Here is a 12,155-nt window from a genome sequence, read left to right as displayed (position 1 = left end):
AAACAGAAGAGAATTCCTGCTTGAGACGTCCATATGCATTTTCCCTGCGTACGAATGGGCCATGACTTGAGTTAAACCTTCTTCATCGTCAGTTGCACGCTGTGGGCGGGCACGCCGGCGCCGGAATCGCCTGGGTCCTCAATTTCTCAAATGGTCGTGATCTTCTTCGTGAACGCTCCTTTTATCGCCTTGAGTGATCAGCCCCGAGCATACGACCGGCTGACGGCTCCCTGTGTCTTCGATGGACCGGCAGTGTTTCCGCGCCTATGGGGCGGTAACGGGTTTCGCGCGTGCTCAGCTCACCCGGCCGTGCTCCCCAAGATAGTCGAGCATAACACGGATCCGCGCAGGCAGATTGCGAGGCGGTCCAAGAAAGACTGCATGAAAGGGCTCGCGCTCTTCGGCAGTATCTTCCGGACAGAGTAGTCTCAGTCGCCCAGACTGAAGATCGTCCCGCACGGTAAAATACGCCAGACGCGCAGGCCCGACACTCGCAAGTGCCAATTGGCGCATACCTTCGCCGTCACTCACGCGGATCCTTTCGCGCTCGCTCTCCGTACTGGAGAACCACAATTCAGCAACTCGCCGATAGGTGAAGCCGATTTGCCCAGTCGCAGAGCCGGCGTCGACTTGTCGTTCGATCCAGGCGGGTGTCGCAACGGTAACGATGGTGGTTTCGCCAAGCGACCTTGCGATCAGTTCCGAGTCTGGCATTGGTCCGGCGCGTACTGCAATATCGTTTGCGTCGGAGATCAGGTCCGTCACACTGTCGGTCTGTATAATATCGAGAGCAATGCCAGGGTATATGTCGAGGAAAGCTGGGACGATATGTCGAAGAACATGTGTGACGTAACTGGCCGAACTGTTGATCCGCACACGCCCCATCGGTGAAGATGCGCCGCCGGCCTCCCGTTCTGCCGTTGCCACTTCGGCCTGTATGGCGACTGCGCGACGATAAAAACGTTCGCCCTCGTCGGTCAGGGCGAGACGGCGCGTTGACCGACGTAACAGCCTTGTTCCCAAACGAGTTTCGAGGCGGCCAATTGTTCGGCTGACTGCAGACGGCACAAAACCGAGAGCCCGTGCAGCTGGGGCTAAACCGTCCAACTCCACGACTTTCACAAAGACTTCCATTTCCTTCAGGCGATCAGAGCCGCGCGTCACTCGTTACCTCGAATCATCAATCCTGTTCCGGAGATGATACTACCGCACGCGTCAGTTGCGATCTATTTCTCGGCGATCCAAGAAAATGACTGGAGCTAGATATGTCAGCAACAAAGGGAACCAGACGCCATATTGTCGTATTCGGGGGATATGGGGTGATAGGCACCGGTGTCGTGGCGCACCTTCTCGGTCGGCCGCATTGGAATGTAACGACGGTTGGCCGCTCCTCCGCTCCGGGGATGCTCTTCGACGGAAAACCTGCTCCCGCCCATGTACAGGTCGATCTTCTCGACGCGACAACGACGGTTTCAGCTTTGGTTTCGATGTCGGATGTTACGGATGTGGTATTCTGTGCCTATATCGAGCGGGAGACCATGGCCGCGGCGGTAGCACCGAATGTCACCATTCTGGGCAATGCGCTCGAAGGGCTACGGGCTGCCGGTGCCCGTCCCGGTCATGTTGTCTTGATCGGTGGCGGCAAGTCCTATGGAGAACATCTCGGGGCGTACAAAACACCTGCCAAGGAACGTGACGCCCGCTTCATGGGGCCGATATTCTATAACGATCAGGAAGACCTTTTGTGGGAAAGGGCCGGCAACGACGGCTTCAACTGGACGGTGCTCAGACCGGACGCAATGCTGGGGCCGAGCATCGGGTCTCCCATGAACATGCTAATGGGCATTGCGGCGTATGCTTCTGTCTCCAAGGAACTGGGTATCCCATTGCGGTTTCCCGGCAGCCTGGGCGCATGGTCGGCGCTGCATCAAGCCACCGATGCCGGCGTTCTCGCCGAAGCGGTGGAATGGGCGCTGACCAGCCAAGCTGCGCGTGGTGAAATCTTCAACGTGACCAACGGGGACAATTTCCGCTGGCAGCATGTCTGGCCTGAAATAGCCTCTGTCTTTGATATGGATGTTGCATCGCCCCAACCGATGCAACTGGCCGAGCAAATGGCGGACAAGGGGGACCTGTGGCAGGAAATGATTTTGCGCCATGGGCTGCGCTCGATTTCCTGGGAGCGTCTTGCCGCGTGGGCGTTCGTCGATGGCTGGTTCAACATGGACGCGGATATGGTCCAGAGCACGATCAAGATTCGTCAGGCCGGGTTCAATGGCTGCGCTGACACGCATAACGCGCTTATCGCGGCGTTGAAGCGGCTGAGGCAGCAGAAAATAGTGCCTTGACGAATAGCGGTCGGGTTGTTCTGGCAAGCAACGGCAAATATTCAACTTTGATCAACGCGTAACGGTTGAGGTGGCGTTGCGGTGCTTGAATAAAACAGGCATAGAACGAACGGCATTGTGGCCGACACGCGGCAGTCGATCTAGCGGGCTGTAGCGATGCTTGAGATTATCGCCCGGGACAGGCCACCCTTGAAAAGACGACTGCGCACAACATCCTTAAGACACTGGACACTCTCGGTGACGTCCAGCATCGCGTGGGGGACACCCGCTACCATCTCGGCGCGCGCATTTGCGGGAGATGATGGCGTCTTGCGAGGCCGGTTGCGGTCCGATCTGGAGGTAATAGCCGAAAGGACGGGAGAAACAGTCTACCTCGCGGTGCCAAGCGGCGACGAGACATACTATCTCGATGCCTTTGTGTCCGCCCAATCACCCAAGACCACATGCCCAATCGGTATTCGCGAACACCTGGGAGGCTCGGCTATCGGACTTGTTTCCTTGCGTTCATGCCAGGGCTAGGCAAACGCGTGTTGTCCACGCACACTGATGCTTTCGGTCCCGAGCTATTGGCCTAGACCGGTGCCTTCACAATTCGACGATAGCGGCAGAACGAGCCTAATCGAGGCGTCTACGTATCATTGTCGTCGCGGCATGAGCCGAGGCGACACATTGAATGGCTAGGGCGCCCAAGATAGCTGTCGCTTGCCAGTAAAAGTGAAAATGCGGCTGTTTCGGCTTGGTTTAGCATTTAAAGCTGAGGATCTAAGCGGCCGGATTCTCAAATTAACGGCAACCGCGAAGGCGCCATTGATCGGCACGTATGGGTCCTGATCTCGTCGATAGCGCCGCTGAATCGCGCTTTGTTCCCGAGCATCTCCGCCCGGCTCGCTCGACGATGGCTACTCCGGCTAGCAGAGCTGGCCGCAGATGTAGGGCTGGAACAGGGCTAGTTCGCGGCGCGGCCCAACGCGGCCTTTAGCCGCGGGTGCGCGCAGCATCCAGCGTGGCGCCTTATCGGCCGTCCGTCACCAAGAAGGTTTTCCGATGAGAATGTGATCGAGTGCGGTCTTGTTTCTGGCCTCAGTGTGCGGCACTTCCATGAGCCGCGTGAGCTCATTCGGGTCGTCGACTTCTCACAACTCCTCATCGGCCTTAGCTATTCAAAGTCAGCATCATCTTAGAGCCTGACTCGAAAAGGTTTCAACAATATCCGTACCTTGCCAAGCGTCGTGTCAGGACCCGGATGTGGGCGATAGTGATCCAGGCCTCGGCTGATGCGACGGACTTTTCCCAATCCTTCGCCAATCGTCGGCATCTGCCAAGCCACGCGAAGGTGCGCTCCACGACCCAGCGACGCGGCAGAACCTCGAAGCCCTTGGCCTTGTCGGTCCGCTTGACGATCTGGAGAGTGAACGCAGCGATCTTTTGCAGTGCGCCCTTCAGCTTCGGTCCGGCATAACCACCGTCGGCGAAGATATGTCTCAACCACGGCCAGCGCTTGAGAATGGTTTTGAGGACGGCAGGCGCGCCGTCGCGATCCTGAATATCGGCGCTGTGAACCATGAGGCCGACCATCAGTCCGAGCGTGTCGACGACGATATGACGCTTGCGTCCCTTGATCTTCTTGCCCGCGTCATAGCCCGAAATTCCGCCGCTTTCCGTGGTTTTCACGCTTTGACTGTCGATCACGCCCGCAGACGGCGAGGCTTCCCGGCCTTCCAATTCACGCGCCTCCATCACAAGATGATGGTTGATCCGACCCCATAACCCTGTCGCTCGCCATTCGTAGAAATAGGACTGCACAGTTGTAAAAGGCGGAAAATCCCTGGGCCTCATCCGCCACTGGCACCCCGTCGTGGCGATGTAAAGCAACGCATTCACGACCTCGCGAAGATCGGTGCTGCGCGGCCTGCCCAGCCGCCTCGGTTCAGGCAGGCAAGGCGAGATCAATCCCCATTCCCCGTCCGTCAGATCGCTTGCATACCGCATTGCGCGTCGGGCATATTGCCGACGGGTGAAATCAGTCCAGCCCATTGTGGTCTCCGTTCGTCCTAAGCAAACAAACAGAATCACAACTGGCTGATTTCACTCAACTCTTTTTCGGTCAGGCTCTTAGGCTGCCTCAATCATGGAGGGGTCTCGATAAGCTTTTGAAGACGGCTTTTTCAGTCTCACGATTCCAAAGCGATGGCGGCTAGCCACGCACACAGAGCTACCAGCAGCCACACTCTCGCGTGTCGGAAACGCCGCCTGCGGGCACCTTCCCAGTCGTAGCTCATCATGGCCTCCTCTCGGCGACGGACAATGCACTATTTACAGGGAGTGGAAAAGCGACGTTGCAATCTAAGGTGTGGATTGTGGTGAGCTTGCTGAACTGGTCTCTGCCGGTCCTGGCATCGGTTTTGAGCGGGAATGGACAGCCGCCATTACGCTGGCTGGCATCGAGCTGGTTCACATGATGCGCAAGCAGCAAGGCCTGTTTGCTTCAACGAAGGCGCGCTCCCTTAAAGAGCAATTCAAGGTCCTTGCAGCGTAATTGCGTCTTCGAATAAGGCTAACTTTAAGCAGCTCCAAACTTAGCAACGGAACCGATAGCCGTACATCAAGCCCGAATGTTTCCAATTTCTCGGTCTCGAACGGATCGCTGGGCGACGTAAGCAAGGCGGTGAGAAACTCTAACTGGAGTGGAAGCGAACCGCACAGCGAGGTTTCGGACTGTTCCGGCAAATGAGGAACGGTAAAAAGGGCGGTCACTCCCCCAACCGCCACGTTATCCGCGATTAACCGAAATAGGGCGATGTCCGCCAACACCTGTCCCGCCCATTGGTAGATGAGTTCTTCACCTGGCTGGCAGCTCTGGCCGCACGCGTCTCGCGCAAGTCCGATCTCGGTGAGGCCATGGCCTATATGCTGAAACGTCAGGAGGGATTCCGGCTCTTCCTCGACGACGGCTGCGTCGACATCGATTCAAATTTGGTCGAAAACGCCATACGCAGCCCGGCCATGAACCGTCGCAACGCGCTGTTTGCCGGGCATGACGAGGGCGGCCGTAATTGGGCCCGCTTTGCCAGCCTGATCGGAAGCTGCAAAATGAATGGTGTCGAGCCCTACGCCTACCTGCGAGATCTCTTCATCAGCCTGGCAAATGGCCATCTCGCCAAAGATATCGACGCCCTCATGCCATGGGCCTATGCGCAACGGACCAGCGCCTCATAATGAGCACGTCCGGGAGTCCCCAGCAAGCCCACGATCTGACCGGCGCAACTGCATAATCAATGGGACGGAGACGCCGCATACGATGTAGCAGAGCCGATAGGCGTCTTTATACTGGCGACGTCGCGGCGTAATTGCTGAAAGGTCCAGTGAACCTGACGTTTGGATGGAGTTCGCCCCGAGACGCCGACAAAGAAGGGAGCATCGAGGATCAATAAGATTTTCCAGAAGCTTCGTACCAAACTCGGTTGGGCCCCGCGGGGCGGCCATCGTGAAGTGCGCATCCATGACCTGCGCCACACCTTTATTTGCCGCCGCGTTCAGCTTTGGCACGAACATGGCGCCGATATCGACAATAGGATGGCAGCGCTCTCGACCTACGTCGGCCACGCCAAAATCTCCGATACCTATTGGTATCTGACCGCCGTCCCAGAACTCATGGCGGTCTCTGGCAGGCGTTTCGAGCTTTTCGCAGCGAATGTCGGAGGAGATCATCGTGTCTGATCCCAACCCGACACCGTCCTTCCCCATCCTGCTTCAACGCTTCTTCGTCGAACATCTGGGCAACCAGCGAGCTGTCAGCCCTCGCACCATCGCAGCCTACCGGGACACTTTTCGATTGTTGCTTGGCTTCGCCGAAGCGAAGATTGGCAAGGCGCCCACCCGGCTGATCTTGGCCGATCTTGATGCGCAATTGATCCTGGACTTCCTCGACCATCTGGAGAAGGAACGGAGCAACGGTGTGCGCACGCGCAATGCCCGCTTGGCGGCACTTCGCTCCTTCCTGAAGTATGCCGCCCATTACGACCTGACTGCGCTCATCGTCATCCAACAGGCACTGGCCATTCCGATGAAACGGTTCGACCGGCCGGTCCTGGGATTTCTCTCGCGCGAGGAGATGCAGGCGATTCTTGAGGCGCCGGATGCGCGGACCTGGGCAGGTGAACGGGACCGCACGCTGTTCAGCCTGATGTACAACACTGGCGCCCGTGTGTCCGAAGCCATCGGCCTGCGCGTCGGCGAGGTTATCGTCGATGGCGCGGCGGTTGCACACTTGCATGGTAAGGGACGTAAAGACCGTAGCGTGCCGCTCTGGCGTACGACAGTCGGCTTGATCCGTAACTGGAAACGTCGGCTGGCTTTCGCAAGCGAGGATGACTTCCTGTTTCCGAACCGAAGCGGAGGGCGCATGGCGCGTTCAAACGTCACCCAGCGCTTTGAACTTGCGGTATCGGCTGCGGCGGAACGTTACCCGCAACTCGCGAGCCGCTCGATTTCGCCTCACACCATCCGCCACACCACGGCGATGCATCTCCTGCAGTCCGGCGTCGATATCAGCGTCATCGCTCTGTGGCTCGGTCATGAGAGTTCCGCGACGACGCATATGTACCTTCAAGCAGATCTCGCGATGAAGGAACGTACACTCAACCGACTGCAGCCCATGACGTCCAGTCAAGGTCGATATCGTCCGCCGGACCAGCTCATGCAGTTCCTGATGAGTCTCTGAAATTATGCGCAGTTCGCCAGCCGGAAGTCGTCCGAGAATCCGACGGTTAAAGCCTCCTGCCTCAGCAATCTGCGCATAATCACGAGGTGCACATAATCACGTTTATGTAGAGATCTACATAAACGTGATGATCGGCCGTTCGGGGGATCAGGGCCACCAATGGTCGCCTATAGATTTGAAGACAGCAGAGGTGGGCGCTGTGTGGCCCGTCACCTGAGCGGCTTCAACGGCATTCTCCAGGTTGATGGGCACGGCGCCTATACGAGCATGGTCAAAGAGCAGGTCAAGGCCGGCAGCAACGAGACCATCGCGTTGGCAGGGTGCTGGGCGCATGTCAGGCGCAAATTCTACGAACTGCATATCGGTGGTATCAATCACGCCGCGACAGCCTCGGTGAAGGCGATGAGCGAGTTGTGGAAGATCGAGGACGAGATCCGGGGAAAGGATGCCAACATCCGTGCTGTCGCACGACAAGAGCGGTCTGCGGCCATTGTCGCCAACCTCTTTGACATCTGGGAAAAGGAGCTGGCGAAGGTCTCTGGCAAGTCCAAGACCGCGGAAGCGATCCGCTATGCAATGACCCGCCGACAATCTCTGGAACGCTTTCTCGGTGACGGCCGCATCGAGATTGACTCCAATATCGTCGAGCGCGCAATCCGTCCCCAAACGATCACACGGAAGAATAGTCTATTTGCCGGAAGCGAAGGCGGTGGCAACACATGGGCCACGATCGCCACGCTTTTGCAGACAGCTAAAATGAACAACGTCGATCCGCTCGCCTGGCTGACACAGACCTTAGTTCGCATGGCCAACGGATGGCCCGCGCAGGATATCGACGCTCTGATGCCGTGGAACTTCGAGTCGAGCGTGGTCGGCTAACCGCTTACGCTTGATCGCCGACCACCGTTACCGGCACGAACATCGCCTGCTGCACACAGACCTTGGCCGAGGGACGAGTGGTCAGCCCGGCATCCCGACGCCAAACATTCAGTAAACCGCGATTGACGCCCCAGTGCCGGGCAACGGCCGAGATGTTCACTCCGGGTTCCGCGCTTTCCGCAAGGATCCGCGCCTTCTCCTGGTCAGTCCAATTCCGCCGCTGGCGACGACCGGTAATCACCTCGATCCGACGATATTTTCCCTCATGCTTGGCTTCATGCATGCCTTCATCCATGACTTCAAGCATGGCATCAGCGCGATATCCAACCATCCCGTTCCGCTCCTATCGGTGAAGGAGCTTATCTCGCGGCCTCGATCGCAAAAGGAAAGGTGGGCTGTTCGTAGCGCTCACGGTTATTACGCCGCCCGCAAATCCGGGGCCGATCTGGCGATCATGCCCTTGACCAACCAGACGGGCGGTCAACGCATGATCTATCGGATCACGATGGATATCTACTGCGCGTTCGGGTTTGTGCAGTCACTGCTTTGAAGTGCCGTCGTGCACGGCCCGCTCGCTGAAGCCTCCACTTTTCTCACGACAGAGGGCCGGGCGGGCGCTGCCCCCTTGGCCCCTCCCAAGCGCCAGCCGCCCAGCTTCCTCCGCTCCACTAACGTTGCGCTTCGTGCAGCCAGCTCCCCGCGCGGATCGAGTGACGGCCTGAAATTATCATTTTCGCAGAGAATTTCTTCGCCGCCCAATGCATCACCACAACTGTCAACCGTTGGATGTGCGCTCCGACCTAAAGAAGCCAGTTTCGGCCAGGAAGAGCTTGAAGAAGGTTGCGGGTATAAGCGTGCTGCGGATTGGCAAATAGTTCGGTCGTTGAAGCGTACTCGACAATTTGGCCCTTTTTCATCACAGCGATTTCGTCACATATACGCGCTGCAACACGAAGATCATGCGTGATGAAAAGCATGCTGAGATTGAGACGATCGCGGATATCTTCTAGCAGAGTTAGCACTTGGGCTTGAACCGATACGTCCAACGCCGAAACCGCCTCATCCGCAACGAGGACGTCCGGGTCCATTGCAAGGGCTCGAGCGATTGCAATGCGTTGACGTTGCCCGCCAGAAAACTGGTGGGGGAAACGACTAAGCGCTGTCCGGTCTATTTCCACAAGTTCAAGCAGTTCAGCTGCGCGCTTATAAGCAGTCTTTGCATCTGTTCCAAAATTCAGCGGCCCCTCGACGATCGATTGGCCCACTGTCCGCCTCGGGTTCAGGGCTCTGTATGGGTCCTGAGAAATGAGCTGAATAGCCGCGCGGTACGGCCTTAAGGCTGTTGAGTTTATACGCGCGAGATTCTTGTCGCGAAATTGGATCTTTCCTGAGCTCGGCATGATAAGTCGCGCTATACAACGTGCCGCGGTAGACTTGCCGGAGCCTGACTCCCCGACAATCCCCAAGGTTTGTCCCTTCTTCAGTGCAAGATCGACGCCAGCAACAGCAGTGAAGCTCTTAGCGGCTGCAAACAGCTTTCGATCTTGGTAAGTCTTTGTCAAAGCTTTGACGCTCAGAACAATCGGTGCCTGTTCCACCGAGGCAAGTCTAGGTGTGAGACGCGGCACGGAATTGATCAAAAACTGGGTGTACTCATTTTGCGGGTGGTTCAGAATCTCGTTTCTCGTACCCTGCTCAACAATCACCCCGTTGCGCATGACGGCAATACGGTCGGCTATGTCGGCGACAACTCCAAAATCGTGAGTGATAAACAGAATCCCTGATCCCTGGCGTCGCTGGAGGTCCTTCAAGAGATCAAGGATTTGCGCTTGTGTCGTAACGTCAAGAGCGGTGGTGGGCTCGTCGGCTATGATAAGCACTGGTTGCAAGGCTAACGCCATCGCAATCATGACGCGTTGTCTCTGGCCGCCTGAGAGGCGATGCGGATACTGTCTCATGAGTTGCGCCGGATCCGGCAAACTTACCTGCCGAAACAGCTCTTCGACCCTTTGGTATTCGCTTCCCTTCGGCGCGCCGGCCTCACCACGATGAACACCTATTGCTTCTGCAATCTGGCGACCTACTCGCTGAGATGGATTGAGGGCTGTCATCGGCTCCTGAAAAATCATCGACATTCTGCGTCCCCTCAGTGATCGCAGCCGACGCTCACTAGCAGCGAGCACGTCTTCCCCTTCGAGAAAGATCTGGCCCGTAGTTGCTGGCAATGCGTTGAGGCGCATTATGGCCGATGCGGTCATCGATTTGCCCGAGCCGGATTCTCCAACCAGGCATACGGTTTCACCCGGGAAAACGTCCAACCTCACATTGTTGACCGCGAAATCCCTGTCTCCGCCCTTTGGCAACCCGATGGACAGGTTCTGGATGCTTAATACTGGAGCTTGGCTGGCCATTACATCACCGTTCGATCTTGAGTTTCGGGTCGAGGGCATCACGCAGGCCATCGCCGAGAAGATTTACCGACAAAACCGTCGAGGCGAGAAGGATACCGGGAAAGAAGACGATCCAAGGGGCACGCTGGAAAACTTCACGGCCGGAGGCCATTACGTTTCCCCAGGTCGGCGTGTCTGCGGAGAAGCCGGCACCGAGAAAACTCAGCGTTGCTTCGGTCAGGATCGCGGAAGCGAATATGTAGGTTCCCTGAACAATGAGCAGCGGTACGACATTGGGCAGCACATGATGCCATAAAATTCGCGGCGTTCGCGTTCCCAGTCCAATCGCGGCCTCCACGAAAGGTTCCTCTCTGAGGCCGAGTACGCTCGCTCTGACAAGTCTTGCGACCTTAGGCACCTCCGTGATCACAAGAGCAACTGTGACCGTCAGCAACGACGGCCCAGCAAGGGATACGAATGCTATCGCTAGCAGGATTCCCGGGATTGCCATCAACCCGTCCATAATGCGCATGAGAACAATATCCAGCAGCTTGAAGTATCCGGCCAGAGAACCGAACGCTGTGCCAAGAACTATAGCCACGAATGCCACCGCAGTTCCGACCAGCAAGGATACCCGTGCGCCGTACGCGATCCTGCTCCAGATATCGCGCCCAAGCGCGTCCGTCCCCATGAAGAAATCCGGAGAAGGCGGTCGTAGACGTAACCTCGGTGCGATTTGCACAGGATCAACGGTCAAGGCGAGCGGCGCAAGTAACGCAAGCGAAATGAGAAGTATCAAAATCGCCACACCAAATATAACGGAAACGCTCTGCCCTCGAAATGTTAGAATTAGCGATCTCATGGGCCACCTCAGTAGTTAATTTTTGGATTTAGAAAAATATAAATGACGTCGACCGCGAGATTGATAACGATATATACTGAGGCGATTATGAGGATGACCCCCTGTATCACTGGATAATCGCGCGCCAAAACCGCTTCCACGACCAGTCGGCCAATTCCCGGTATATTAAAAACAGTTTCGGTGACAACGACTCCACCGATCATCATCGCGAAACCGATCCCGAACACCGAAACGATCGGAACAGCAGCGTTGCGCAACGCGTGTTTCGTCAAGATGGCAATCTCGCCAAGTCCCTTCGCTCTCGCTGTGCGAATATAGTCTTCAGACAGAACCTCAAGAATTGCTGCTCGCGTCGTTCGGGCGAAAAGTGCAATGTAGACCAAACTGAGAGTGAACGTCGGCAGCGCGATATGCGACAGGAAGCGAGAAATACTTTCTCCGATCGGCGTAAAACCCTGCACCGGAAGTATCCGCAGCTGGATCGCAAAGATGTAAACTAACAAATAGCCCACAACGAAAGTTGGAATTGAGAAGCCGGCAACAGTCCCCGCCATAATGAATCGGTCAAATGCGCTCCCCTGACGAGATGCAGCCAAAATGCCAACCGGAACGGATACGGTCATGGCCAGGACCATAGTGACAAGCGCCAAAGATAGCGTGGCCTCCACACGTTGACCGACCATTGTCAGAACTGGTTGCTGCGATAAAATGGAGATCCCGAAATCTCCTCGCGCAAGTTGTGCTATCCACGAACCAAACTGGACAGAAAGGGGCTCATCGAGCCCCAGTTTCTGTCGCATCGACGCGATCATTTCCGGGGTCGCTGAGTCACCCGCCAACGTAGCAGCGGGATCTCCGGGACTGAGCCGCAACAGAAGGAAGACCGCAAGCGTGACAACCGCCAGAACTGGCAGCGTTTCGAGCAATCTGCTCAGAACCACTCTTAACATAGGTGT

At 56.8% G+C, this 12,155-nt stretch carries 8 protein-coding genes and 4 pseudogenes; 5 read left to right on the top strand and 7 right to left on the bottom strand.

The features are described from left to right. Positions 1-294 precede the first annotated feature (294 nt). Entirely contained in the window at positions 295-1,164 is an 870-nt protein-coding gene (locus tag ASD00_RS19660) for a LysR family transcriptional regulator (RefSeq protein WP_244496093.1), read from the bottom strand. Between the two features lie 101 nt (positions 1,165-1,265). Here ASD00_RS19660 and ASD00_RS19655 point away from each other — a divergent pair, with 101 nt between their 5' ends. Next, positions 1,266-2,348: an SDR family oxidoreductase gene (locus tag ASD00_RS19655; RefSeq protein ID WP_057208487.1), complete on the top strand. Its 1,083-nt coding sequence runs from the start codon at positions 1,266-1,268 to the stop codon at positions 2,346-2,348. Positions 2,349-3,548: 1,200 nt separating this feature from the next. Here the strand turns inward: ASD00_RS19655 and ASD00_RS19650 are convergent. Beyond that, the gene (locus ASD00_RS19650) at positions 3,549-4,382 is read right to left on the bottom strand and encodes an IS5 family transposase (RefSeq protein ID WP_057208485.1); all 834 of its coding nucleotides are present in this window, start codon (positions 4,380-4,382) and stop codon (positions 3,549-3,551) included. 361 nt (positions 4,383-4,743) lie between these two features. On the opposite strand from ASD00_RS19650, the pseudogene ASD00_RS19645 reads away from it, so the two are divergent. Then, positions 4,744-4,884, top strand: a pseudogene (locus ASD00_RS19645) (IS6 family transposase); the annotation flags it as partial. Positions 4,885-5,147: 263 nt separating this feature from the next. Continuing rightward, positions 5,148-5,564 (top strand): annotated as a pseudogene (locus ASD00_RS19640) (transposase); the annotation flags it as partial. On the opposite strand, the gene ASD00_RS40220 reads toward ASD00_RS19640, so the two are convergent. Then, entirely contained in the window at positions 5,559-6,056 is a 498-nt protein-coding gene (locus ASD00_RS40220) for a hypothetical protein (protein ID WP_156585690.1), read from the bottom strand. The pseudogene ASD00_RS19640 and the gene ASD00_RS40220 overlap by 6 nt on opposite strands. Here ASD00_RS40220 and ASD00_RS19630 point away from each other — a divergent pair. Both ASD00_RS19630 and ASD00_RS19625 read left to right on the top strand, forming a co-directional pair. Continuing rightward, the gene (locus ASD00_RS19630; RefSeq protein WP_057208481.1) at positions 6,040-7,068 is read left to right on the top strand and encodes a tyrosine-type recombinase/integrase; all 1,029 of its coding nucleotides are present in this window, start codon (positions 6,040-6,042) and stop codon (positions 7,066-7,068) included. The genes ASD00_RS40220 and ASD00_RS19630 overlap by 17 nt on opposite strands. A 117-nt stretch (positions 7,069-7,185) precedes the next feature. Continuing rightward, positions 7,186-7,947 (top strand): annotated as a pseudogene (locus ASD00_RS19625) (IS66 family transposase); the annotation flags it as partial. A gap of 7 nt (positions 7,948-7,954) precedes the next feature. Here the strand turns inward: ASD00_RS19625 and ASD00_RS19620 are convergent. The 4 genes and pseudogenes from ASD00_RS19620 to ASD00_RS19605 form a co-directional block, all read right to left on the bottom strand. Then, positions 7,955-8,278: pseudogene (locus ASD00_RS19620) on the bottom strand (transposase); the annotation flags it as partial. 469 nt (positions 8,279-8,747) lie between these two features. Further along, on the bottom strand, positions 8,748-10,358 hold the full coding sequence (locus tag ASD00_RS19615) for an ABC transporter ATP-binding protein (protein WP_057208480.1): 1,611 nt from the start codon (positions 10,356-10,358) through the stop codon (positions 8,748-8,750). Between the two features lie 4 nt (positions 10,359-10,362). Further along, on the bottom strand, positions 10,363-11,028 hold the full coding sequence (locus tag ASD00_RS19610) for an ABC transporter permease (protein WP_244496092.1): 666 nt from the start codon (positions 11,026-11,028) through the stop codon (positions 10,363-10,365). A 179-nt stretch (positions 11,029-11,207) separates the two neighbouring features. Further along, entirely contained in the window at positions 11,208-12,149 is a 942-nt protein-coding gene (locus ASD00_RS19605) for an ABC transporter permease (RefSeq protein WP_057208478.1), read from the bottom strand. Between the last annotated feature and the right edge of the window lie 6 nt (positions 12,150-12,155).

Origin of the sequence: Ensifer sp. Root31 (assembly GCF_001424825.1) — a bacterium.
Taxonomy (GTDB): Bacteria; Pseudomonadota; Alphaproteobacteria; order Rhizobiales; family Rhizobiaceae; genus Ensifer; species Ensifer canadensis.
The sequence above is the reverse complement of the archived record's forward strand: the minus strand, read 5'-3'. Positions and strand labels throughout refer to the sequence as shown.

What these genes read in the sequence shown, in the direction of transcription:
- ASD00_RS40220 (WP_156585690.1), bottom strand. Translation starts at nt 6,056, where the DNA reads ATGATCTCCTCCGACATTCGCTGCGAAAAGCTCGAAACGCCTGCCAGA.
- ASD00_RS19610 (WP_244496092.1), bottom strand. Translation starts at nt 11,028, where the DNA reads ATGGGGACGGACGCGCTTGGGCGCGATATCTGGAGCAGGATCGCGTAC.
- ASD00_RS19655 (WP_057208487.1), top strand. Translation starts at nt 1,266, where the DNA reads ATGTCAGCAACAAAGGGAACCAGACGCCATATTGTCGTATTCGGGGGA.
- ASD00_RS19650 (WP_057208485.1), bottom strand. Translation starts at nt 4,382, where the DNA reads ATGGGCTGGACTGATTTCACCCGTCGGCAATATGCCCGACGCGCAATG.
- ASD00_RS19605 (WP_057208478.1), bottom strand. Translation starts at nt 12,149, where the DNA reads ATGTTAAGAGTGGTTCTGAGCAGATTGCTCGAAACGCTGCCAGTTCTG.
- ASD00_RS19615 (WP_057208480.1), bottom strand. Translation starts at nt 10,358, where the DNA reads ATGGCCAGCCAAGCTCCAGTATTAAGCATCCAGAACCTGTCCATCGGG.
- ASD00_RS19630 (WP_057208481.1), top strand. Translation starts at nt 6,040, where the DNA reads ATGTCGGAGGAGATCATCGTGTCTGATCCCAACCCGACACCGTCCTTC.